The sequence below is a fragment of the Mesorhizobium sp. B263B2A genome, assembly GCF_020165775.1.
Lineage (GTDB): Bacteria > Pseudomonadota > Alphaproteobacteria > Rhizobiales > Rhizobiaceae > Mesorhizobium > Mesorhizobium opportunistum.
This window is the reverse complement of record NZ_JAIUIU010000001.1, coordinates 552497-576742: the sequence shown is the minus strand read 5'-3', so window position 1 is coordinate 576742 and position 24246 is coordinate 552497. Positions and strand designations below refer to the sequence as shown.

The following is a 24246-nucleotide window of genomic DNA, read 5'->3' as shown; positions in this document are numbered from 1 at the left end:
GGGAGGGTAGAAATGGCAGACTTGAAACGGACCCAGCCGCTGGCGCGCGATGCCATGGCCTACGTATTGGCAGGCGGCCGCGGCAGCCGCCTCAAGGAACTGACCGACCGGCGCGCCAAGCCGGCCGTCTATTTCGGCGGCAAGACGCGCATCATCGATTTCGCGCTCTCCAATGCGCTCAATTCCGGCATCCGCCGCCTTGGCGTCGCCACCCAATACAAGGCGCATTCGCTGATCCGCCATTTGCAGCGCGGCTGGAACTTCCTGCGGCCCGAACGAAACGAAAGCTTCGACATCCTGCCGGCCAGCCAGCGCGTGTCGGAAACGCAGTGGTATGAAGGCACTGCCGACGCCGTCTACCAGAACATCGACATCATCGAGGCCTACGGCCCCGAATACATGGTCATCCTCGCCGGCGACCACATCTACAAGATGGACTATGAGCTGATGCTGCGCCAGCATGTCGACGCCGGCGCCGATGTCACCGTCGGCTGCCTTGAAGTGCCGCGCATGGAAGCGACCGGGTTCGGCGTCATGCATGTCGATGCCAAGGACAACATCATCGCCTTCGTCGAAAAGCCCGCCGACCCGCCCGGCATTCCCGACAAGCCCGAGTTTGCCCTGGCCTCGATGGGCATCTACGTGTTCAAGACCAAGTTCCTGATGGAACAACTGCGCCGCGACGCCGCCGAGCCCGGCTCGAGCCGCGACTTCGGCAAGGACATCATCCCCTATATCGTCCAGCACGGTAAGGCGATCGCCCACCGCTTCGCCAAGTCCTGCGTGCGCTCGACCGCCGAGAACGAGGCCTACTGGCGCGATGTCGGCACGGTGGATGCCTATTGGGAAGCCAATATCGATCTGACCGACGTGACGCCCGAACTCGACCTCTACGACCGCGACTGGCCGATCTGGACCTATGCCGAGTTGAAGCCGCCGGCAAAGTTCGTGCATGACGAGGACGGCCGCCGCGGCTCGGCCGTGTCCTCGCTGGTCTCGGGCGACTGCATCGTCTCCGGCGCCTCGCTGAAAAGAAGCCTGATCTTCACCGGCGCGCGCATCAATTCCTATTCGACGCTGGAGGAAGTCGTCATGCTGCCCGACGTTCATGTCGGCCGGAACGCAAAGTTGAAGCGCGTGGTCATCGACCATGGTGTTAGGATACCGGAAGGGCTGGTGGTGGGCGAAGACCCAGCTCTCGACGCCAAGCGTTTTCGGGTCTCGGAAAAAGGCATCTGCCTGGTCACGCAGGACATGATCGACAAGCTGAAGCTTTAGGAGCAATTCCGGGAAAAGTGTGAGACGGTTTTCCCGGGAAAAGCGCGCTTTCCCAAGGGAATTGCTTAGAAACAAAGAATTAGACAGGATCGGACCATAAACGCATGCAGGTTCTGTCGGTCACGCCAGAGATCTTCCCGCTGATCAAGACCGGCGGACTTGCCGACGTGACCGGGGCGCTTCCCATCGCGCTGGCGGCCAAGGGCGTGAGCATGCGCACGCTCATGCCGGGCTTTCCGAGCGTGATGGCCGCCTTCAAGAAAAAAAAGGCTGTCCTGCAATACCCCTTGCTGCAAGGCGGTAAGGCCTCCGTCCATTCCGTCCAGCTTGCCGGCCTCGACCTGTTCGTGCTCGACGCGCCGCATTTGTTCGATCGCCCCGGCGGCCCCTATGGCGATGCCAGCGGTGGCGACTGGCCGGACAATTGGCGGCGCTTCGCGGCATTGAGCCAGGTTGGCGGCGACATCGCTGGTGGCGCCATCTCCGGCTACCAACCCGATATCGTCCACGCCCATGACTGGCAGTCGGCGATGACGCTGGCCTATATGCGCTACGGCAAGGCGGTCGGCGTGCCGTCGATGATGACCGTCCACAACCTCGCCTTCCAGGGCCAGTTCGGCGCCGGCATCTTCGGCGAGCTTGGCTTGCCGGCGGCGGCTATGGCGCTCGATGGCGTCGAATATTATGGCGGCGTCGGCTTCCTCAAGGCCGGCCTGCAGGCCGCCTGGGCGATCACCACGGTCAGCCCGACCTATGCGCAGGAAATCCGCTCGCCGGAATTCGGCATGGGCCTCGATGGCCTGATCAACATGCGCTCCAGCGATCTCTATGGCATCGTCAACGGCATCGACATCGGCATCTGGGATCCGGAAACCGACAAGCATCTGGTGTCGAACTACACCGCCGGAACACTCGATGCGCGCGCGCCCAACCGGGCGGCGGTCGAGGCGCGCTTCAGTCTGGAGCCCGACGGCAGCCCGATCGTCTGCGTCGTCAGCCGCCTGACCTGGCAAAAGGGCATGGATATCTTGGCAACGGCGGTCGACGGCATCGTTACGACCGGGGCGCGCCTGGCCATACTGGGCTCGGGCGATGCCGGTCTCGAAGGTGCGCTGCTCGCCGCCGCCGCACGCCACCGTGGCCGTATCGGAGTCGTCGTCGGCTATGACGAGGCGCTGTCCCACATCATGCAGGGCGGTTGCGACGCCATCATCATTCCCTCGCGCTTCGAACCCTGCGGGCTGACGCAGCTTTACGGCCTGCGCTATGGCTGCGTGCCGGTGGTCGCCCGCACCGGCGGCCTGGCGGACACGGTCATCGATGCCAACGAGGCCGCCGTGTCGGCCGGCGTCGCCACCGGCTTCCAGTTCGCTCCCAACAATGGCGGCGCCTTGCTGCACGCCATGCGCCGTCTCGTCGATGCACATGCCGATCCGGCGATCTGGAAATCGCTGCAGCGCCAGGGCATGAAGGCCGATGTGTCGTGGGACAAGAGCGCGGAAAAATACATTGAACTCTATCGCTCGCTGCTTTCGAAAAGGGTTGCCTGAAGCATGATCCGTACCGTCCCCACCAAACCCTATCTAGACCAGAAGCCCGGCACGTCGGGCCTGCGCAAGAAGGTGCCCGTCTTCCAGCAGGAGCACTATGCCGAGAATTTCATCCAGTCGATCTTCGATGCGCTCGACGGGTTCAAGGACAAGACCCTGGTGATTGGCGGCGACGGCCGCTTCTACAACCGCGAGGTCATCCAGAAGGCCATCGCCATGGCAGCCGCCAACGGCTTCGGCAAGGTGATGGTCGGGCAGGGCGGTATCCTGTCGACGCCCGCCGCCTCGCATGTCATCCGCAAATACAAGACTTTCGGCGGCATCATCCTGTCGGCCAGCCACAATCCCGGCGGTCCGCACGAGGATTTCGGCATCAAGTACAATGCCGGCAATGGCGGCCCGGCGCCTGAAAAACTGACCGATGCGATCTTCGCCAAGACCAAGGCGATTTCGAGCTTCAAGACCGCCGATATCGACCCGATCGACATCGACACGATAGGCACGGTCAAGGCCGCCGGCATGACGGTCGAGATCATCGATCCGGTCGCCGACTATGCCGAACTGATGGAAAGCCTGTTCGACTTCGACGCGTTGCGCAAACTGTTCAAGTCGGGTTTCCGCATGCGCTTCGACGCCATGCATGCGGTGACCGGCCCCTACGCCAAGGAAATCCTTGAAAACCGGCTCGGCGCTCCGAACGGCACCTGCCGCAACTTCAAGCCGCTGCCCGATTTCGGCGGCCATCATCCGGACCCGAACCTGGTCCATGCCAAGCACCTCTATGACGAGATGATGGGCGCCGACGCACCGGATTTCGGTGCCGCTTCCGACGGCGACGGCGACCGCAATTTGATCATCGGCAAGGGCATTTTCGTCACCCCGTCGGATTCGGTGGCGATGCTCGCCGCCAATGCCCGCCTGGCGCCCGGATACAAGGACGGGCTCAAGGGCATCGCCCGCTCGATGCCGACCAGCGGTGCCGCCGACCGCGTCGCCGAAAAACTCGGCATCGGCATCTACGAGACGCCGACCGGCTGGAAGTTCTTCGGCAATCTGCTGGATGCCGGCATGGCGACGATCTGCGGCGAGGAGAGCGCAGGCACCGGCTCCAACCACGTCCGCGAAAAGGACGGCCTGTGGGCGGTGCTGTTGTGGCTCAACATCCTCGCCGCGCGCGGCGAAAGCTGCAAGCAGGTGGTCACCGAACACTGGGCGGCCTATGGGCGCAACTACTATTCGCGCCACGACTATGAGGAGGTCGAGAGCGATCGCGCCAATGCGCTGGTCGACGAACTCCGCGCCAAGCTCGGCTCGCTGCCCGGCACCAGCGTGCGCGGTCTGAAGATCGCCAATGCCGACGACTTCGCCTATCACGATCCGGTAGACGGCTCTACCAGCGAGCATCAGGGCATCAGGGTGCTGTTCGAAGGCGGCTCGCGCGTCGTCTTCCGGCTCTCCGGCACCGGGACCTCGGGCGCGACCTTGCGCGTCTATATCGAGCGCTACGAGCCGGACAAGGCGAGGCACGATCTCGACACGCAGGAAGCGCTCGCCGACCTGATCGCCGCGGCTGACGACATAGCCGGCATCAAGAGCCACACCGGCCGCAACAAGCCGAGCGTGATTACTTGAGGGTGGCGCTGCCCGTTTTCCTTCCTCCCCTGTGGGAGAAGGGGGAGCCTGCATGACCCAGCTCGGCGCCACCGTCGCCAGCGATGGCATCCGCTTCGCCGTCTGGTCGTCGTCGGCCCGTCGCCTCTGGGTGTCGATCTTTGATCGTGCCGGCTACCACGAGACCGACCGGCTTGAACTCCAGCGGGAATGCGAGGGTGTCCACGCACTCTTCGTGCCAGGCCTCGCCGCCGGCACGCGCTACGGCTTTCGCGCCGACGGCGATTATGCGCCCGAGCAAGGGAGGTGGTTCGACCCCGACAAGCTGTTGACCGATCCCTATGCCGTCGAAATCGACCGCCCCTATGCCTATCACTGGCGGCTTGCCGCGCGGCGCAACGAAGGTGCCGACACGGCATCATTGATGCCGAAAACCGTGGCACTCGCGCCGCCCAAGCCGATGCCGGCCCGGGCGCCTGTCTTTTCGCCCGGTGGCCTGATCTATGAACTGAACGTTCGCTCGTTCACCAAGCTGCATCCGGACATTCCGGAAGAGCAGCGCGGTACGATCGCGGCACTTGCTCATCCTGTCATCATCGAGCATCTCAAAAAGCTCGGCGTCTCCGCTATCGAACTGATGCCAGTGACGGCGTCGATCGACGAGCGGCATCTGCCGCCGCTGGGGTTGAGCAATGCCTGGGGCTATAATCCCGTCACCTTCATGACGCTCGACCCGCGCCTCGCGCCCGGCGGCCTGGCGGAATTGCGCGACGCGGTTGCGGTGCTGCGTGATGCGGGTATAGGCACCATCCTCGACCTCGTCTTCAATCATACGGGTGAAAGCGATCGGCTGGGGCCGACCCTGTCGCTGCGCGGCCTCGACAATCAAGCCTACTACCGGCACCAGCCGGATGGCAGGCTGGTCAATGACACCGGCACCGGCAACACGGTCGCCTGCGATCACCCGGTGGTGCGGGAAATGGTGCTCGACACGCTTCGCCATTTCGTCGGCCATGCCGGCGTCGATGGTTTCCGCTTCGATCTGGCGCCGGTGCTGGGCCGCGTCGACGGCGCATTCGATCCTGCCGCGCCGTTGCTCGAGGCGATCGCCGGCGATCCCGTCCTTGCCGATCGCGTGCTGGTCGCCGAACCCTGGGACATCGGTCCCGACGGCTATCAGCTCGGCAATTTCCGGCCGCCTTTCCTTGAATGGAACGATCGCTATCGCGACGACGCCAGACGCTTCTGGCGCGGCGATGCCGGCATGATCGGTGGGCTGGCGACGCGGCTTGCCGGCTCGTCCGATATTTTCGGCAAGGACGGCCAGCCGACCAGCCGCAGCGTCAATTTCATCGCCGCGCATGACGGCATGACGCTGGCCGATATCGTTGCCTATGAGCGCAAGCATAACGCGGCCAATGGCGAGCAGAACCGCGACGGCCACAACGACAATTTGTCGTGGAACAATAGCGCCGAGGGCGAGACGGACGACACGTCGATCGCCAGGGCGCGCTTCGACGACCAGTGCGCGCTGCTTGCGACGCTTTTCGCCTCGCGCGGAACGATAATGCTGACCGCTGGCGACGAATTCGGCCGCACACAGAAGGGCAACAACAACGCCTACGCGCAGGACAACGCGATCACCTGGCTCGACTGGGCAGGCCGCGACCAGGCGCTGGAGCGATACACCTCGGCGCTTGCAGTACTTCGCCGCGCCGTTTCTGCCTTGTCGGAGACGCATTTGCTGACGGGTGAGGTGGCCGAATCTTCAGGCATCCCCGACGTCGCCTGGCTGGCCGAAACCGGCGCGCCACTTGCCGAGGCGGACTGGAATGATCCCGCCCGGCATCGCCTCGTCATGCTGCTGGGCGATGCCGGGGGCGGCCGCCTTGCCGTCATGGTCAACGGCGATCGCCGCCAATGCGTCTTCACTCTGCCAGTACGGGAAGGGTTCCGATGGCAGCCAGCGATCGAAACGCAGCCGGTCGATCTTGCGCGGCCGTTGCCTGGTCGCAGCGTCAGTTTCATGACAGAGCATCGGATCGAAAAGTGGCAACCGCGCCGGGCCGGAGCGGCCCGCAGCGGGAAGGGTTCGTGATGGCCGACAACAATTCCGGGCAGGGCGCCGAATGGTGGCGCGGCTGCATTATCTATCAAGTCTATCCGCGCTCCTTCCAGGACACGACAGGCGACGGCAGCGGCGATCTCGGGGGCATCACGGCAAGGCTGGCGCACATCGCCTCGCTTGGCGTCGACGCCGTCTGGCTGTCACCCTTCTTCAAGTCGCCGATGGCCGATATGGGCTACGACGTCTCGGATTATCGTGCCGTCGATCCGATGTTCGGCACAATGGAGGATTTTGACGCGCTGGTCGCCGAGGCGCATCGGCTGGGTCTGAGGATCATCATCGACCAGGTGCTGTCGCATTCTTCCGACAAGCATGAATGGTTCATCGAAAGCCGTTCAAGCCGCGACAATCCCAAGGCCGACTGGTACGTCTGGGCCGATACGAAACCCGATGGCAACGCACCCAACAACTGGCTGTCCGTCTTCGGTGGCCCGGCCTGGGAATGGGACTCGACCCGCCGGCAATATTACATGCACAATTTCCTCGCCTCGCAGCCTGACCTGAATTTCCATAACCCGGAGGTCCAGGACGCGCTTCTGGACACCGTGCGGTTTTGGCTGGAGCGTGGGGTCGATGGTTTCCGGCTCGACACGGTCAATTACTATGTCCACGACCGCTGGCTGCGCAGCAATCCGCCTTTGGCGTCGAGCGTCGCCGGCACCAATGGCGAGACCAACACCTATCTTTACCAGGAGCATCTGTTCGACAAGACGCAACCGGAAAACCTTGCCTTCCTCAGGCGTTTCCGGGCGCTGCTGGACGAATATGAGGGCCGCGCCGCGGTCGGTGAGATCGGCGATGAAGGCCGTTCCTTGCAGACGCTCGCCGCCTACACCTCCGGCGGCGACATGCTGCAGATGTGCTACACGTTCGACTTGCTCGGTTCGCAGTTTTCAGCGGCGCATGTGCGCGGCTGCGTCGCTGCCTTTGAAAATGCGGTGGCCGATGGCTGGGTCTGCTGGGCGTTCTCCAACCATGACGTGGTGCGCCACGTCAGCCGCTGGACGCCGCCGGACGGCGACGCCGATGCGGTGGCCAGATTCTCGATCATACTGCTCTCCTGCCTGCGCGGCTCGATCTGCCTCTACCAGGGCGAGGAACTCGGCCTGGAGGAGGCCGAGCTTGCCTATGAGGATTTGCGCGATCCCGTCGGCATCCGTTTCTGGCCGGGTGTGAAGGGCAGGGATGGCTGCCGCACGCCGATGGTCTGGGAGGCTGGCGCCGACAATGCCGGCTTTTCCACCGGCAGGCCGTGGCTGCCGGTGCCGGCGAGCCATCGTGCCCGTGCGGTCGATGTGCAGAACGGCGAGGAGCAATCGGTGCTGTCAGCCTATCGCTCGGCGCTCGCCTTGCGCAAACGGCATCCGGCGCTGGTCCACGGTTCGATCCGCTTTCTCGACGCCGAGGGCGACGTGCTCGCCTTCATCCGCGAAGCAGGCGGGGAAAGACTGCTCTGCGTCTTCAATTTCGCCGGGGAGGCGACGGATTGGCCGCTGCCGCCGGACATTGGTGCGGTCGCCGCTGTCTTGGATGGCACTGCCGCAGTCGAGGCAGAAGCGCTCTCGCTGCCGTCTCTCGGTCGCTTCCTCGGTCGGCTCGACTGATTGGCGGTCTTGGGCCAGGCGATCCGCTTGGCCGCAAATGCCTTACTGAACGAGCACCGCGCGTCCGCAGATCGCGCCGGTGACACGCACGTCGGCCTGGCCGACTCCGACACCCAGCGCCGAAAGCACATTGTAAAGCAGGTCGTCGACCGGCGCCGTAACAGTGTTAAGCAGGGTCACCACCGCCGGCTTCACCGTTCCAAGCAGCGCGGTCAGATCGATGCCGAGACCAAGCGCATTGACCGAAAGCGACAGGTTGTTGACCAGCGACGTGGTCAGCGACTGCGAGATATTTCGCGTCGAAACGGTTTTGATCGTCTTGTTGGCGATGTCGGTCGCGTTGAACGTCAAGGTTTGCGGGCTGTTGTTGGTGATCGCGGTTGCGGCCGAACCCATCACCTTGATCAGCGGGATGTTGATCAGCAGGAGCTTGAAGCTCACATTCGCGATCTCGGCGTCGGTGAAGGTCTGTGGCTGGCTGAAATCGGCGAAGCCGGAGGGATTGTTGCTGTTGGCCAGGTTAAGCTGGGCAATACCGGGGTGTGCGGCAATGGAAACATTGATGCTGGACGGTCCTGTCGGACAAGTGATGTCGGTCAGCTTGGCTTCGGCATAGGCGACTTCGACATTGAGCGGCAGGTTGACGGCCAGCAGGCTGACGCCGCCGCCGAGACCTGGTGTGCCGACACCGACGGACGCCGTCAGTTTGATGCGCGTCTGCGCCGTTCGAACGACAGTACCGATGCCGCCGACCGCGAGCCATGGCGAGGATTGCGCCGGCTCGCCAATGGCGATGCTGAGCTTGGTGGAGAGCAATCCCGGGATGGTGGCGCCGAGATCGATGTCGGCCTGGTTGGTGCCGTTCGCGAGCACTGCGGCGGCGGTCAGCATCCCAATCGCGCTTGCGTCCACGCCAAGGCCGGACGGCTGTTGCCCGAGCCCCAGGCTGCCGACGGAACCAAGGTCGACAAGACTGCTGAGCGGGATCTTGACCGTGCTCGTCGACTTGGATGCAATGCTCTGCAGGGCGATCTTTGCCGTGTTGCCGAGACCGGGGACGTTGGCCATTGCGGTGGCGATCTGGCCCACCGTCGCCTTCGAGGCCAGGACGTTCGAATAGGTACCGCCGGTCACGTTCAATTGTGTGGCGAGGGCACTGATGAAGGAAAGCACGCTGACATCGGCCGAGATCAGCCCGTTATAGTCCATGACGCTGAGCGAGATGTTGCCGCCGAGAAGTCCGCTCAGAAGCGCGTTGAGGATGCCGCCATTGACGCCGAGCAGCCTCGACCCGACCGAGAATGTGGCCTGCGGCGTCATGCTGGCCGTGGCTTGGGTGCCGATCACCGGTGTGGGGATGAGCGAGCTCGCGAAATAGCGGGCGGGGATTTTCGCTAGCGTCACACGCACTGCATTGTAGGGGGTCACCCCCGCCTGGAAGCGCTGGGTGACAGTGGCGGTCGATGAGGCATATCGGCCTTGCGTGACCGTCACTACCGTCTTGCCGATGGCCGGGGCAATGGTCTGGCCGGAAGCTTGAACGACGACGCCGGGCATGCCGTTGTCGGTGAGCGTGGTGACGACTGCGGTGTTGACATTGTTGATGTTCGAGGCCGCGGTGATCGCCGCAAGGTCGACCATCGCCTGGGCTTCCCGGCGCTCGGTGTAGATCGAGGCCTCGTCGATCGCCACCGCCGCCAGCGCCAACGCGACCGGAGCGATCAGTGCCGTCATCACGGCGAAGTTCGCCTTGATGTCTCCCACCATCGACCGTGCAAGCCGGCCGATGCCCTTGCCCGCTCGCATCAGCATTTTCAGATCCCCCCGACCCTGATCGTCGACTGGCGTTTGATCGTGGTCCCGGGCATCGCTATGCCCGGGAAGAGATTCCAGATCGGCAGGTTGCGCGCATCGTACGAGACGGACACCACGAACTGGCTGCCGTCGGCCACGCTGTCATTGGCCTGGTAGGACAGTTTGCTGGCGTCCACGAAGGGGTAGCCGCCGGCATTGTTGGTGAGGAATGCGGCCACGAGTGTCTGGCGCTCGGTCTGGTTCAATCCGGCGATGGCCGTCCGGGCGGCGTCGGCCGCAATCTGCTGAATAGAGCTGGCAGCTCCGAAATAGATGCCGTATGCAACCATTCCGAGCAAGAGGAGGATGAACAGCGGTGACAACAGAGCGAACTCGACCGCTGAAGTTCCCGAAGTGTCCGCTCGGAACGCACGCCTTCGGACTTTGGAAATGAGGTTCTGAGCCATGGTGCCAGCATGCCAAAGTTCGCATGCAGAAAGCGAAAACCCTCGGTGCAATCAGGGAGTGCATGCGATTGAAAAAGGCGCTCTAAATTAGCCGTTGCTTCTTCGATCCTAGGGATTGACTTAGGGTCAATCAGTACTCGGTTGAAAAGAGCTTACCTCCTGTCTAGTCTCCTGCCACCAGCTGCCGGGGGGAACCGGCGGCGCGCTCGAAGGGGCCAGCCATCGGCTCCGGGGCGTCAACACTTAGAGGCGCGCCGACGGCAGCGCCGACAGGGAGAAACTTCATGCTGAAAAACATGCTGAAGGCGACGGTTTTCGCCACGACCATGGCAGTGACCGCCGGCGCTTTCTACACGCCGGCCTTCGCCGAAATTGTCTACAACCGAGGCACCGCTGCAGAATCAGAATCCGTCGACCCGCACAAGACCTCGACGGTTTACGAAGCCAATGTCCTGCGCGACCTGTTCCAGGGCCTCGTCATGCAGGACGAGAAGGCGAACCTCATTCCAGGCGCCGCCGAGAGCTGGACGGTATCGGACGACGGCACCGTCTACACCTTCAAGCTGCGCAAGGACGGCATGTGGTCGGACGGCAGCCCGGTGACGGCGGACGACTTCGTCTACGCGTTCCATCGGCTGGAAGACCCGGCGACGGGCGCCGAATACGCCTCGATGCTTTATCCGGTAAAGGGTGCGGAGGACGTCAACACCAAGAAGGGCAAGCCTGAGGACATGGGCGTCAAGGCGATCGACGCCAACACCCTGGAGGTGACGCTGAAGGCGCCGACGCCTTACTTCCTGGAGATGCTGACCCACCAGGCGACCTATCCGGTCAGCAAGGCCTCCATCGAAAAGCTCGGCGCCGATTGGATCAAGCCCGGCAATCTGGTCTCGAACGGCGCCTATACGCTGGCCGAATGGGTTCCCAACGACCACATGAAACTGGTCAAGAATCCGAAATTCTGGGACGCCGCGACCGTCAAGTTCGACGTGGTCAACTACATCCCGACCGAAGACCGCTCATCGGCGATGAAGCGCTTCGAGGCCGGCGAACTCGACAGCTATGACGACCTGCCGACCGAACAGCTCGCCGATCTCAAGACCAAGTTCGGCGACCAGATCCATGTCGGGCCATATCTCGGCACCTACTATTACGCGATCAAGACCGACAAGGCGCCTTGGAACAATCCCGAGCTGCGCAACGCCATCTCGATGGCGATCGACCGCGACTTCCTGGCCGAAAAAGTCTGGCAGAATTCGATGCTGCCTGGCTATTCGATGGTGCCTCCGGGCATCGAGGGCTATACGCCGGCAGTGGCCAAATATGCCGACATGCCGCAGATCGACCGCGAGGACGCAGCCAAGAAAATCCTCGAGAAGCTCGGCTACACGCCGGAACATCCGCTGAAGATGGAAATCCGCTACAACACCTCGGAGAACCACAAGAACACCGCGGTCGCCATCCAGGAACAGCTGAAGCCGCTCGGCGTCGACGTCACCTTGCTCAACACCGACACCAAGACCCACTATTCCTTCCTCGAGCAGAAGGGCGACTATGACGTGGCCCGTGCCGCCTGGATCGCCGACTACAAGGATCCCGAAACCTTCCTCGGCATCTCGCGCAAGGCGAGCGGCAACAACTACTCGAACTACGACAGCCCAGCCTACGAGGCGGCCATGGACAAGGCCGCGGCTGCTGGCGGCAAGCCCGAAGAGCGCATGAAGGAGCTCTCCGAGGCCGAGCGCATCCTGGTCGACGATGTCGGCCAGATTCCGCTTCTCTACTACAGCTACCACGACATCGTTTCCTCGAAGCTGCATGGCTTCGTCGACAACGTGATGGATGTGCATCCCTCGCGCTTCGTCAGCAAGGACTGATCCCTGGCGAGCACCGCCGCGCACTCGAGTGCGCGGCGGGGCTGGTTTGCCATCGCATCGGTCCGGAAAGCGGAATCGATTTTCGGGGAATCCGGTGCGAAGATTGAAGGCTGGAGCGCAATCGTCCGACTGGACGCGCGAGCTCCGGATCAAGCGGGGCACCGATGCTGCGATACGTATTCCGGCGGCTTTTGACCGCCATTCCGACGCTGTTCGTCATCGTGACGATGGCGTTTTTCCTGATGCGCGTCGCGCCGGGCGGCCCATTCAACCAAGAGCGCGGGCTGAGCCCCGAGATCAAGGCCAACCTTGAAGCCCAATTCGGCCTCAACGACCCGCTCTGGCTGCAATATGTCCACTATCTCGGCAATCTCCTGCGCGGCAATTTCGGCCCGAGCTACAACATGCCGGATTTCACCGTCACCGAACTGTTTGCCAAGGGCCTGCCCATTTCCATCCAGCTCGGCGCCTCGGCGCTGATCCTGGCGCTGCTGCTCGGCAGTGTGCTCGGCACCGTCGCCGCGCTCAACCAGAACAAGCTTGGCGATTACGCGGTGATTGCGCTGGCGACCGCCGGCAGCACCATCCCGACCTTCGTTATCGCGCCAGTGATCCAGCTTCTGTTCGGGCTGACCTGGAAGCTGTTGCCGATCGGCGGGTGGGGCGATGGCGCCTTCATCAACAAGATCGGCCCGGTGCTCACCCTCGCCTTGCCGCAGATCGCCATCGTTGCCCGCCTGATGCGCGGCTCGATGATCGAATCGCTGCGCTCCCACCATATCCGCACCGCACGTGCCCTCGGCCTCTCCGACTGGTCGGTGGTGGTCAAGCACGCGCTGCGCGGCGCCATCTTGCCGATCGTCTCGTTCACCGGCCCGGCGGCGGCGGCGCTGTTGACCGGTTCGGTCATCGTCGAGACGATCTTTTCCATTCCAGGCGTCGGCCGCTATTTCGTCGATGCCGCCCTCAACCGCGACTACACGCTGGTGATGGGAACGGTGGTGGTGATCGCCATCTTCACCATCGTCTTCAACCTGATCGTCGACGTCATGTACGCGGTCGTCGACCCGAGGGTGCGCTATGACTGATATCGCAGCCTCGGCCCCCGTCATCGTCGGCCGCTCGCTCTGGGGCGACGCCTGGGCGCGTCTCAAGGCCAATCGCGCCGCCATGTTCAGCCTTTATTACCTGGCCTTTGTCGCGATCATTAGCGTGTTCGGCCCTTGGTTCGTGCCGCACCAGTACACGACCATCTATGCCGACTATGTGCGCACGCCGCCGAGCTTCACGGCCTATCCCAAGGCCGATATGATCGAGACGGCCCTCGATGACGCGATCAAGCGCATGCGGGTCGACATCAAGGAATGGAAGCAGGAGGGCGAGCGCGTCACGGTCACCGTCACCTCGACGAAGCCGATCGACGATCGCAACATCCGCTACCTCGACCGGTCCGACACCTTCGACAACACCAAGATCGAGAGCAAGTCGCCCGACGGCCTCGAAGTGACGATGAGCACGTCGGTCAAGCAGCAGTATTTCCTGTTCGGCACCGACAACACCGGGCGCGATCTTCTCTCGCGCACACTGATGGCCGGGCGGATATCGCTAGCCATCGGCCTGCTTGCCGGTGTCGTGGCGGTGGTGATCGGGGTGATCTACGGGGCCACGGCCGGCTTCGCCGGCGGCAAGGTGGACGAAGTGATGATGCGCATCGTCGACGTGCTCTATTCCTTGCCGTTCATCTTCTTCGTCATCATGCTGGTGGTGTTCTTCGGCCGCAACTTCGTGCTGATGTTCCTGGCGGTCGGCGCGGTGCTGTGGCTCGACATGGCGCGCATCGTGCGTGGCCAGGCGCTGTCGATCCGTCGCCAGGAATATGTCCAGGCGGCCGAAGCCATGGGCGTCGGCCAGCGCGGCATCCTGCTGCGCCATGTCATCCCCAACCTGCTTGGCCCCGTTGTGATCTATATGACGCTGCTGGTGCCGCAGGTCATTATCCTGGAGAGCTTCCTGTCGTTCCTGGGGCTTGGCATCCAGGAGCCGATGACCAGCTGGGGCGTGCTGATCTCGGTCGGCGCCAAGAACATCGGCACGGCCAACTGGCTGCTCTTGTTTCCCGCCTTCTTCCTCGTCTCGACGCTGTTTGCCCTGAATTTCGTCGGCGACGGCCTGCGCGACGCGCTTGATCCAAGAGATCGATAGATGGGGACCGTTGACATGGCTGCTGCCGAAACCATCCTCAGCGTCAAGGACCTGCGCGTCCGTTTCCGCACGCTCGACGGCGCCGTCGAAGCGGTGAAGGGCATCAACATCCACGTCAATGCGGGCGAGACCGTTGCCGTGGTCGGCGAATCCGGCTCCGGCAAGAGCCAGACGATGATGGCGGCGATGAGCCTGCTGGCCTCCAACGGCGAAGCATCGGGCAGTGTCGATTATCGCGGCCGCAACCTCCTGGCACTGAGCAAGTCCGAGCTGAACAAGGTCCGCGGCCGCAAGATCAGCATGATCTTCCAGGAGCCGATGACCTCGCTCGATCCGCTTTATTCGATCGGCAACCAGCTGATCGAACCGATCCGCCGGCATCGCGGATTGAATGCCGCCGAGGCGCATGAGGAGGCGCTCAAGCTGCTGCGGCTGGTGCATATTCCGGATCCGGAGCGGCGGATGAAATCCTATCCGCACGAAATGTCCGGCGGCCAGCGCCAGCGCGTGATGATCGCCATGGCGCTCGCCAATGACCCCGACATCCTGATCGCCGACGAGCCGACGACGGCGCTCGACGTGACCATCCAGGCGCAGATCCTGATGCTTCTGGCCGAGCTGCAGCGCAAGCTCGGCATGGCGATCGTCTTCATCACCCACGATCTTGGCATCGTCCGGCGCTTCGCCGACCGGGTCTATGTCATGCGCCGGGGCGAGGTCGTCGAAGAGGGTGAGGCGGAAGCGATCTTCGTCGACCCGCAGCACGCCTATACCAAGATGCTGCTGGCGGCCGAGCCGACCGGAACCAAGGCGCCACCGCCCGCCAAGGCGCCCGTGGTGCTCGAAGGCAGGAATGTCGAAGTCACGTTCAGGATCGGCGGCGGCTTCCTCGCCGGCGAACCGTTGATGCTGCGCGCCGTCGACGACATTTCGATACGGCTGCAGCGCAACCAGACAATCGGCATTGTTGGCGAATCCGGCTCGGGAAAATCCACGCTCGGCCGCGCTTTGCTGCGGCTGTTGCCGAGCGACGGGCTCATTCGTTTCGGCGATCGCGACATTTCCACCGCCGACCGGCAGGCGATGCGGCCGCTGCGGCGCCAGATGCAACTGGTCTTCCAGGATCCGTTCGGCTCGCTGTCGCCGCGCATGACCGTCGGCCAGGTCATCACCGAAGGGCTGCTGGTGCATGAGCCTGATCTTTCGGGCAAGCAGCGCGACCAGCGCGCGGTCGAAGCCCTGCGCGAAGTCGGCCTCGATCCAAACGCGCGCAATCGCTACCCGCATGAATTCTCCGGTGGGCAACGGCAGCGCATCGCCATTGCCCGCGCCATGATCCTGAAACCCAAGATGGTCGTGCTCGACGAGCCGACCTCGGCGCTCGACCGCTCGGTGCAAAAACAAATCGTCGAACTGTTGCGCAAGCTGCAGGCCGACCACGAACTGTCCTACCTGTTCATCAGCCACGACCTTGCCGTTGTGCGCGCCATGGCCGACTACATCATCGTCATGAAGCAGGGCAAGATCGTCGAGGAAGGGCCGACCGAGGCGATCTTCAGCAATCCGCAGGCTGCCTATACCCAAACGCTGATGAATGCGGCAATCGATGTCACGCGGTTCCGGTTGAGCGCCTGAAACGTCGCTTCAGGTGAAGACAGTCGTCGGGGCGGCGCCTGTTTGCTCAGCTCGCCGACCTCTGGCACCTGTGCGCCCGCGCGGCGACAATGGCATCGTGCCGTTGCTTCAATTGGTCGATCCTCGCCGTCTCGCGGTTTGCGACCGCCGTCTTGACCCGCGAACCACCCAGCAGCCAGCGCGGCACGCTGGTGTTGGCGACCTTGCCGCGCGTGATCGCGATCTGCGAGATTTCGCGGGCGTTTTCGCCAAGTGCGCTGTTGAGTTCGGGGCAGCTCATTTTGTCGTATTTCGCCGCGTCCACCGTCCTGCCGATCGATGAGCAACCGGCCAAGAGGAAGCCGGCCACGAGAAGCAGTGCAATCAAAACAACCGGTGCCGGCTTTTCCTTTGAAATCAAATTCATGTCCGCATCCGGCTCGCCGTCTACCGGCCCCTCATACCATCGGCTACCTAGGGTCGATGCCCATTTCGTCAAAGTTTTGCGCCTGCTGTCGAGCACGCAGTCCGTGTTCACGCTGCTTTGGCGACGTATCCGGTTCCGGAGGCTCCACCGCCGAGCACTGCCTGGGCGACGTCGGTCTCGTTTTCATCGACATGGGCCGTCACCAGAACGATCCCCTCGGCGACGCTCCGATCATCCGGCACGACGGTGGTCGTAACGAACGTCCTGAGCAGTGCGCCGGCACCGCCGCCGCAGATCGCGCCGATCAACGCCGCTGCCGGCAGTCCGGCAGGCAGAGGATTGATGCCTAGGACTGCGACAGCGCCCAGGCAGGCCGCCGCCCCAGCGACGGCGCCAAGCAGGACCGAGGGTGTCTTCAAGACTCCGACTTCGTCATGGTAGGGCCCGATGACGGCAATCTGTACGCGGGGAACTCCGGCTGCCACCAAGGCGCCTGTGACCCTGGCTGCTTCGGCATGGGAATAAAAAAGTCTGCTAATTGTCGGCATGGTCACTCAGGGCGCGTTTTTGTCCAGCACCGTGTCGGCAACGAAGGATGCGGCGATCAGATCGTCGCCATCGATTTGGCCCTGGCCGTCCTCCATCACGGCCGCGACCCTTTGGAAGGTCTTCATTTCGTCCTCGGTGATCCGAGCCTCCTGCATCTTGGTCCTGAGGTCATGCACGCGTGTGCTTAAGGCATGGGATCTTGCGGTCTCACGATTCGACATGCTCTTCATTTCCGCTTTATTCGACTGTCTTCCCGCCCAATCAACCAAATTAGGATCGTGTACAACCGTTCCAAGTTGGGCTTCGGTCGGATGGGGTGCCGGACCTAGGTCTGATCGCAAAGGGCAATGGTCTTGCCGGGGACGCCGCGCGGAACAGCAGCTGTTTGCCGCCGTTGTCCGCTGCAAGATCGTGGGAGGAAGCTGATGGAAAAGAGTGTTGGCCAGGCGCGTTGGTTGCTCGCACCGGTCTTCGCCGCGGCCATCACCTTGATGGCTATCGGAATAGCCCTCGGCTGAGCACCCAGGAGAATCGGCCAAGAAGGAGAACCGGCCAAGGTTTTGCAATTGGCGCAGCCACGTCCCTTCCTGCGCCGATAGGGTTCGCTCGCCGCTCTCATGTGATGAGTGATGTGGCGAGCGAACCCTCGATTTCTGGTGGGCGCCGCAACCCGCGGTACATTGGGGGCAGCAAGTCGGATTCTGCAGGTTCAAAGTTGAATGACGGCTTTTGCGGCGTGGCGCCGCATGAGAGCCGTCGGTCGAGCTTGTGCGCGGGACGCCGCGGTAGGGCGTCTGGCTGGCCCGGCTCGATCGGCGAGCGGGGCCAGGCGGACGGTGATCAGTATCCGCCGTTGTCGATCACTACGGGGTGACGGTGATGGTGACGGTAGGTCGAGACGGAGCCCGTGACAATCACGGTGTCCCGACGATGATGCCGGCGGCCATGGTCGTAGAACGCAACTGTACCGTGGCGGCGATGATGCAGGCGCTGGCCGTACTCGTTGATGATCTTGACGTTGTTGTGGTGTCGATGGTGGGTCCTGATAACGACGTCGGCCTCGGCTGCCGAAGCCACTGCCGGCAATCCGATGCAAAGCGCCAAAGCGCACATGGCCATTGTTTTCATTGCAATTTCTCCATTGCCTTGATTAGCCCTTCCTTGGATAACCGCTGGTGGTCCGCTTTGGTTCCGGTTTCAGGGCTGGATGAGGACGGCAGGGTTGATGGACGGGCGTTCACATCGTCAATGGCCTGGACGAGGCTGCGTCTCGGCCATGATAGTCGGGAAACCCTGGTGTCCGCGCCGTCCGCGGCCAAAGCAGACGAAATGCGACAGAAGTGCTGCCATTGCCGCTTGCAGGAACGAGGCGTGGCGGCTATAAGCCCGCGGTCTGGTCACGGAGTGTAGCGCAGCCTGGTAGCGCACCTCGTTCGGGACGAGGGGGTCGCAGGTTCAAATCCTGCCACTCCGACCAGAAAAAACAACGTATTGGCGCATCCCGACTTTGGCGCCCTTGACGATACCCACCTGAAAACAAGGCAAGACGTATCACCTCAAACGCCACGCGTTTTAGGGGTAAACACGGCTTGAAGCCTATGGTAGCCACGACCCTCGATAATTTGTGTTCCCAGCCATTTGGAGTTTTCCAGTCTTGACCCCCAGGATCGTCGGCGAGGCCTTGCCCAACAGCTTCGAATTCGAAACCGCGGCGCTGATAAAGCCGTCCGGCTTCCGCGAATATGACGCGCGCTGGTGGTTTGGCCACCCCGGTTCGGCTGTGCCGCCGGAGCTCAACTTGATCGGTGTCCAGGCGCTCGGCATGGGGCTTGGCACGCTGATCCGCCGTCTCGGAGCCGGCCCCGACATCGTCACCGGGCATGATTTCCGTTCCTATTCGCTGTCGATCAAGCTGGCGCTGGTGTCCGGATTGATGGCCGCTGGCGCACGGGTGAGGGATATCGGCCTGGCGCTGTCGCCGATGGCCTATTTCGCCCAGTTCGCGCTGGAAACCCAATCGGTGGCCATGGTCACCGCCTCGCACAACGAAAATGGCTGGACCGGCGTCAAGATGGGAGCGGCGCGGCCACTGACCTTCGGACCCGAGGAGATGAGCGCGCTGAAGGCGATCGTGCAGGCCGGAGATTTCGACCTTGTCGGCGGTGGTTCCTATGATTTCATCCGCGATTTTCGCGCCACCTATCTCGACGACCTGACCAGGGACAAGCGTATCGCGCGAAAGCTGAAAGTGGTCGCCGCCTGCGGCAACGGCACCTCCGGCGCCTTTGCCCCGGAAGCGTTGCAGCGCATCGGCTGCGAGGTGATCCCGCTCGATACCGAACTCGACCACACCTTCCCGCGCTACAACCCCAATCCCGAAGACATGCAGATGCTGCATGCCATAAGGGACAAGGTTTTGGAGACCGGCGCCGATGTCGGGCTGGGTTTTGACGGCGACGGCGACCGCTGCGGCGTCGTCGACAATGAAGGCAACGAGATTTTTGCCGACAAGGTCGGCGTGATGCTCGCGCGCGACATCTCCGGCCAGCACCCGGGTTCGACCTTCGTGGTCGACGTCAAGTCGACCGGACTGTTCAACACCGACAGCGTGCTTAAGGCCAATGGCGCCGTCACCGACTACTGGAAGACCGGCCACTCCTACCTCAAGCGGCGTGTCGCCGAACTCGGCGCCGTCGCCGGCTTCGAGAAATCGGGACATTTCTTCTTCAACCCGCCGATCGGGCGCGGCTATGACGATGGGCTGGTCACGGCCATCGCCATCTGCCAGATGCTCGACCGCAACCCGGACAGCTCGATGGCCGACCTCTATCGTGCGCTGCCACTGACCTTCGGCACGCCGACCATGTCGCCGCACTGCGCGGACGACGTGAAGTATGGCGTGGTCGAGCGGGTGGTCTCCGACTTTCAGGCGATGATGCGCGACGGCGCCGCTTTCGCCGGCCAGAAGATATCGGCCCTGATCACCGTCAACGGCGTGCGTGTCGTCGCCGAGGATGGCACCTGGGGGCTGGTGCGGGCGTCTTCGAACAAGCCTGAGCTCGTCGTGGTCGTCGAAAGCCCGGTGTCGTCGCAGCGTCGCCGCCAGATGTTCGAGGCCGTCGACGCCGTGCTGCGCCGCAGCCCCGAAGTCGGTGCCTACAACCAGACTTTCTGAGGCTTAGCCGGCCTGATCTTGATCTTGGCGCGGGAGCGGTGAATCCTGGCGGAAATGTCGCCGAACTGATCGCTGTCGACATCCCGAACCGGTGCGTTGCCGGATTTCCAATCGGACAAACACGGGTTAAAGGCTTGAGTGCTGGGCAATCGCCAATCGCAGCCTTTTGAGTACGAGACCTGAATGGCCGATCGAATCGTCAGTTTTGTCATGAGCGGCGGTGTTGGCTCGCGGCTCTGGCCGCTGTCACGCGAGGACAATCCCAAGCAGTTCCATGACCTGTCGGGCGATGGCTCGATGCTGGCCAAGACCTTGCGCCGGCTGGCGGCAAGATCCGGCGGCGAAACGCCGATCTTCCTGATCGCGTCGGAGCGCCATGCGGAACGTGTTCATGCCGATCTTGCCGGCCTGGATCTCGCCGGCGGCGGTCCGCTGTTCGAGCCCACGGGGCGAAACACCGCTGCCGCCGTCGCGCTGGCGACGCTGCGCACTTTGTCCGAGTTCGGCGACAGCCTGGTCCTAGTGGTGCCGTCGGACCACGAAATATCGACGGTAAGGCAATTCTGGCAGAGCATAGAGGCGGGTGCCGAGGCGGCACGCGCAGGCCGACTTGTGGTGTTCGGCATAAAGCCGGCGCAACCCGAAACCGGCTATGGCTATATCGAGGTCGCGGCCGAAAGTGGCGGCATCTTCGACGTCTCACGCTTCGTCGAAAAGCCGGACCTTGCGACTGCGCAAGGCTATCTCAAAGCCGGAAATTTCTACTGGAACACCGGCATCTTCCTGTTTCGCGCCAGCGCGATGCGAGATGCATTCGCCGCCTTCCAGCCGGACGTCTGGCAGACGACAGAAGCGGCCTACAGGGCGGCGACATCGGATCTGTCCGGCCTCTATATGCCGCTGGAGCTCTACGCGGCCATCCCGTCCAATTCGATCGACTACGCCATCATGGAGCGGGCGAAGGACATCGCGATGGTGCCGGCCGATTTCCGGTGGAACGATCTTGGCTCCTGGCAATCGCTGCTCGATGTCGGCCCGTCCGACAGCAGGGGCAATGTCATTGTCGGCGATGTCGTCGCCATTGATTGCGAAAATTCGTACATCCGCGGCGACGGTCGCCTCTTGTCCGCCATCGGCATGAAGGACGTTGCCATCGTTTCGACCGCTGACGCCACTTTCGTCGCTCCTGTCAGCCACAGCCAGCACGTCAAGAAAGTCGTCGAGCAGTTGGAGAGGTCGGGCCGGCTCGAAACACGGTTTACGCCTGCCCATGATCGCGTCATTGAAAGCGGCGCCTGGCGGCGGCGCGTGCATCACTGGCTGTTTCAGGAAACCTTACCATTGTGGTCGACATCAGGTGTCGACGAGCGCCACGGCGGCTTCCACGAAGCGCTTGGCTTTGACGGCTCCCCGTTGATCAAGCCCAAACGCATGCGCACGCAGGCTCGCCAGGTCTATGCCTTCGCCGTCGCCAGCGCTCGCGGTTGGGATGGTCCTGCCGACCGGCTGATCGCACATGGCATCGACTTCATGGCAGGGAAGGGGCGCACCGACCGCGGCGGTTGGGTGCGCACGCTGAATGTCGACGGCTCCGTTGCCGATGCCACCGAGGATGCCTACGACCATTCCTGCGTTTTGCTGGCGCTGGCGCATGCACACATGTCGGGCAATCCGGATGCCCTTCGGCTCGGCGAGGAAACCTTCGCTTTTCTCGATGCCCATCTCGAGGACAGCCGCATGACCGGATTCCTCGAGACATCGGACGGGGAGGGCGAGCGGCGCTCCAACCCGCACATGCATCTGCTCGAGGCTTTCCTGGCTTGGCATCAGGCCACCGGAGAGCGTGCCCATCTGCGCCGTGCCGCACGCATCATCGACCTTTTCCGCAGTCATTTCTTCGATCCTGAAAGCTGGACGCTCGGCGAATATTTCGACGCCGAATGGAAGCCGGCCGCTGGTGACAAGGGGCTCTGGACCGAGCCTGGCCATCACTTCGAGTGGGCTTCGCTGCTGGTCGATTTTGCCGAGCGCAGCGGCCAGGCCGAATTGCGCGGCTTCGCCAGGAAACTCTACGCCTCGGCAATCGCCAGCGGTCTCAACCGCGCCACAGGCCTTGCCTATGGCGCGGTCTCGCGGCAAGGCCTGCCTCTCGACCTGGCGTCACGCAGTTGGCCGCAGGCTGAAGCGGTCAAGGCGGCAATTGCGCTGAATGGCTCAGGCGGTCCCGATCTCAAGCCGGAGATAGAGGCGCGCGTCGGCCGGCTGTTCCGCTGGCACATCGATCCGGCGCCGCTGGGGCTGTGGATCGACCGCATCGACGAGCGCGGCCGCTCCTTGGCATCCGACGTTCCAGCCAGCATTTTCTATCACCTGGTCTGCGCGCTGACGCAGTATCTGGACGGGACGGCGGAGAGAAGCTAGTTGACGACCGCCTCATCCCTTCACGCCCCCCTCTGTCCTGCCGGACAGAGGGGGGCGCTGTCCCGCCGACCTCTCAATAAGGCGCCGCCACGTCCCCCGTCTCGACATAGACCGATTTCAGCTGCGAGTAGAGTGCCAGCGCCGCCAGCGAATTTTCCCGCCCTATGCCGGACTGCTTGAAGCCGCCGAACGGGATTTCGACTGGCGTCAGATTGTAGGCATTGATCCAGCAGGTGCCCGCCTGCAGCTCGGAGATGACGCGGTGGGCGCGCGGCAGGTCGCGGGTGAACACGCCGGCGGCAAGGCCGAATTCGGTATCGTTGGCGCGGTCGATCACCTCGTCCTCGCCGTCGAACTTCAGCACGCTCATGACAGGTCCGAAAATCTCCTCCCGGGCGATGCGCATGGTGTCGGTGACGCCGGTGAACACGGTCGGCTCGACGAAGAAGCCGCCATCGAAACCTTGCAGCGAAGGCACGTTGCCGCCGCAAGCCAGCGTGGCGCCATCCTGCTTGCCGGTGCCGATATAGCCGACAACCTTCTCATGCTGCGCTTTCGAGACCAGCGGCCCCATCTGGGTCTCGGGATCGAGTGGATCGCCGATACGGATTTTCTTGGTCCGCTCGACCAGCCTTTCGACAAAGCGGTCGTGAATGCCGCTCTGCACGAAGACGCGCGTGCCGTTGGAGCAGATCTGGCCGGTGGAATAGAAATTGCCGAGCATGGCACCGCCAACGGCGTTTTCGATGTCGGCGTCGTCGAAGACGATCAGCGGCGACTTGCCGCCGAGCTCCATCGTCGCGTGCTTCATCTTGGAGCCGGCAAGCGCCAGCACCTTGCGGCCGGTCGGCACCGAGCCGGTCACCGAAACCTTGGCGACGACATCGTGGCCGACGAGGCCTGCGCCGACATCGCCATAACCCTGCACGACGTTGAACAGCCCGTCGGGCAGGCCGGCCTCGCTGTAGATCTCGGCCAGCGCCAGCGCCGACAGCGGTGTGTTTTCCGATGGCTTGAACACCATGGCATTGCCCATGGCGAGTGCGGGCGCGGACTTCCAGCCGGCGATCTGGATCGGATAATTCCAGGCGCCGATGCCGACGCAGACGCCGAGGGCCTCGCGCCGCGTATAGGCGAAGGGGCCGCCGAGGTCAACGGATTCGCCATTGTAGGCGGCGACCGCGCTGCCGAAATATTCAAGGCAATCGGCTGCTGAAGGCGCGTCCGCTACCAGCGTTTCCTGGATCGCCTTGCCGGTGTCGAGCGTCTCGATGCGGGCAAGGTCGGCGTTGCGGGCGCGCAAAATGTCGGCGGCGCGGCGCAGGATGCGGCCGCGCTCGACCGGCTTCAGCCGTGCCCAGGCGGGTTGTGCTGCCCGTGCGGCCTCGATGGCCAACTCAAGCACGTTAGGCGTCGCCGCGCGCAGCATGGCAATGGTCTCACCGGTGGCCGGATAGATGACCGGCAGTGGCGCGCCTTGCTCGTCGTCAACGTAGCGTCCGTTGACATAGTGCGATGCCGTGGGCTGGGCGCGCATGGGAAGTCTCCA

At 63.2% G+C, this 24246-nt stretch carries 18 protein-coding genes and 1 tRNA gene; 12 read left to right on the top strand and 7 right to left on the bottom strand.

Annotated elements, in window-relative coordinates; genetic code table 11:
- The first annotated feature begins 12 nt into the window (after positions 1-12).
- The 5 genes from glgC to LB568_RS02785 all read left to right on the top strand — a co-directional run bounded on the left by glgC (position 13) and on the right by LB568_RS02785 (position 8171).
- The gene (gene glgC / locus LB568_RS02805; RefSeq protein WP_013896505.1) at positions 13-1278 is read left to right on the top strand and encodes a glucose-1-phosphate adenylyltransferase; all 1266 of its coding nucleotides are present in this window, start codon (positions 13-15) and stop codon (positions 1276-1278) included.
- Positions 1279-1382: 104 nt separating this feature from the next.
- Positions 1383-2828: a glycogen synthase GlgA gene (gene glgA / locus LB568_RS02800; protein WP_224728983.1), complete on the top strand. Its 1446-nt coding sequence runs from the start codon at positions 1383-1385 to the stop codon at positions 2826-2828.
- A gap of 3 nt (positions 2829-2831) precedes the next feature.
- Complete coding sequence (locus tag LB568_RS02795; protein ID WP_224728982.1) at positions 2832-4460, top strand: alpha-D-glucose phosphate-specific phosphoglucomutase; 1629 nt, start codon at positions 2832-2834, stop codon at positions 4458-4460.
- A gap of 52 nt (positions 4461-4512) precedes the next feature.
- On the top strand, positions 4513-6537 hold the full coding sequence (glgX, locus tag LB568_RS02790) for a glycogen debranching protein GlgX (protein ID WP_224728981.1): 2025 nt from the start codon (positions 4513-4515) through the stop codon (positions 6535-6537).
- Positions 6537-8171, top strand: a complete 1635-nt coding sequence (locus LB568_RS02785; RefSeq protein ID WP_224728980.1) for an alpha-glucosidase family protein — start codon at positions 6537-6539, stop codon at positions 8169-8171. The genes glgX and LB568_RS02785 overlap by 1 nt, the downstream gene beginning before the upstream one ends.
- A gap of 42 nt (positions 8172-8213) precedes the next feature.
- On the opposite strand, the gene LB568_RS02780 is transcribed toward LB568_RS02785, so the two are convergent.
- Complete coding sequence (locus LB568_RS02780; protein ID WP_224728979.1) at positions 8214-9983, bottom strand: TadG family pilus assembly protein; 1770 nt, start codon at positions 9981-9983, stop codon at positions 8214-8216.
- Between the two features lie 2 nt (positions 9984-9985).
- Positions 9986-10432 carry a TadE/TadG family type IV pilus assembly protein gene (locus tag LB568_RS02775; RefSeq protein WP_140574316.1) on the bottom strand — a complete coding sequence of 149 codons (447 nt, stop codon included), beginning with the start codon at positions 10430-10432 and terminating at the stop codon, positions 9986-9988.
- Between the two features lie 284 nt (positions 10433-10716).
- Here LB568_RS02775 and LB568_RS02770 point away from each other — a divergent pair, with 284 nt between their 5' ends.
- From LB568_RS02770 to LB568_RS02755, 4 genes are all read left to right on the top strand, one after another.
- Positions 10717-12309 (top strand): peptide ABC transporter substrate-binding protein, encoded by a 1593-nt coding sequence (locus LB568_RS02770; RefSeq protein WP_013896498.1) that lies wholly within the window; start codon positions 10717-10719, stop codon positions 12307-12309.
- Positions 12310-12473: 164 nt separating this feature from the next.
- Positions 12474-13397 carry an ABC transporter permease subunit gene (locus tag LB568_RS02765; protein WP_013896497.1) on the top strand — a complete coding sequence of 308 codons (924 nt, stop codon included), beginning with the start codon at positions 12474-12476 and terminating at the stop codon, positions 13395-13397.
- Positions 13390-14511 carry an ABC transporter permease gene (locus LB568_RS02760; protein ID WP_224728978.1) on the top strand — a complete coding sequence of 374 codons (1122 nt, stop codon included), beginning with the start codon at positions 13390-13392 and terminating at the stop codon, positions 14509-14511. Before LB568_RS02765 ends, LB568_RS02760 begins: the two co-directional genes overlap by 8 nt.
- 15 nt (positions 14512-14526) lie before the next feature.
- Positions 14527-16146, top strand: coding sequence for an ABC transporter ATP-binding protein (locus LB568_RS02755; RefSeq protein ID WP_013896495.1), 1620 nt, complete (start codon positions 14527-14529; stop codon positions 16144-16146).
- A 46-nt stretch (positions 16147-16192) separates the two neighbouring features.
- Here LB568_RS02755 and LB568_RS02750 read toward each other — a convergent pair whose 3' ends face one another.
- The 4 genes from LB568_RS02750 to LB568_RS02735 all read right to left on the bottom strand — a co-directional run bounded on the left by LB568_RS02750 (position 16193) and on the right by LB568_RS02735 (position 18229).
- The gene (locus LB568_RS02750; protein WP_013896494.1) at positions 16193-16552 is read right to left on the bottom strand and encodes a hypothetical protein; all 360 of its coding nucleotides are present in this window, start codon (positions 16550-16552) and stop codon (positions 16193-16195) included.
- A 107-nt stretch (positions 16553-16659) separates the two neighbouring features.
- Positions 16660-16971 (bottom strand): hypothetical protein, encoded by a 312-nt coding sequence (locus tag LB568_RS02745; RefSeq protein ID WP_224728977.1) that lies wholly within the window; start codon positions 16969-16971, stop codon positions 16660-16662.
- 135 nt (positions 16972-17106) lie between these two features.
- Complete coding sequence (locus tag LB568_RS02740; protein WP_013896492.1) at positions 17107-17322, bottom strand: hypothetical protein; 216 nt, start codon at positions 17320-17322, stop codon at positions 17107-17109.
- A 619-nt stretch (positions 17323-17941) separates the two neighbouring features.
- Positions 17942-18229 carry a hypothetical protein gene (locus LB568_RS02735; RefSeq protein WP_013896490.1) on the bottom strand — a complete coding sequence of 96 codons (288 nt, stop codon included), beginning with the start codon at positions 18227-18229 and terminating at the stop codon, positions 17942-17944.
- 272 nt (positions 18230-18501) lie between these two features.
- Between LB568_RS02735 and LB568_RS02730 the strand changes: the two genes are divergently transcribed.
- From LB568_RS02730 to LB568_RS02720, 3 genes are all read left to right on the top strand, one after another.
- A tRNA-Pro gene (locus tag LB568_RS02730) sits at positions 18502-18578 on the top strand.
- Between the two features lie 177 nt (positions 18579-18755).
- On the top strand, positions 18756-20276 hold the full coding sequence (locus tag LB568_RS02725) for a phosphomannomutase/phosphoglucomutase (protein WP_224728976.1): 1521 nt from the start codon (positions 18756-18758) through the stop codon (positions 20274-20276).
- A gap of 183 nt (positions 20277-20459) precedes the next feature.
- Positions 20460-22697 carry a mannose-1-phosphate guanylyltransferase/mannose-6-phosphate isomerase gene (locus tag LB568_RS02720; RefSeq protein ID WP_224728975.1) on the top strand — a complete coding sequence of 746 codons (2238 nt, stop codon included), beginning with the start codon at positions 20460-20462 and terminating at the stop codon, positions 22695-22697.
- A 73-nt stretch (positions 22698-22770) separates the two neighbouring features.
- Here LB568_RS02720 and betB read toward each other — a convergent pair whose 3' ends face one another.
- On the bottom strand, positions 22771-24234 hold the full coding sequence (gene betB, locus LB568_RS02715; protein WP_013896487.1) for a betaine-aldehyde dehydrogenase: 1464 nt from the start codon (positions 24232-24234) through the stop codon (positions 22771-22773).
- Positions 24235-24246: the final 12 nt, after the last annotated feature.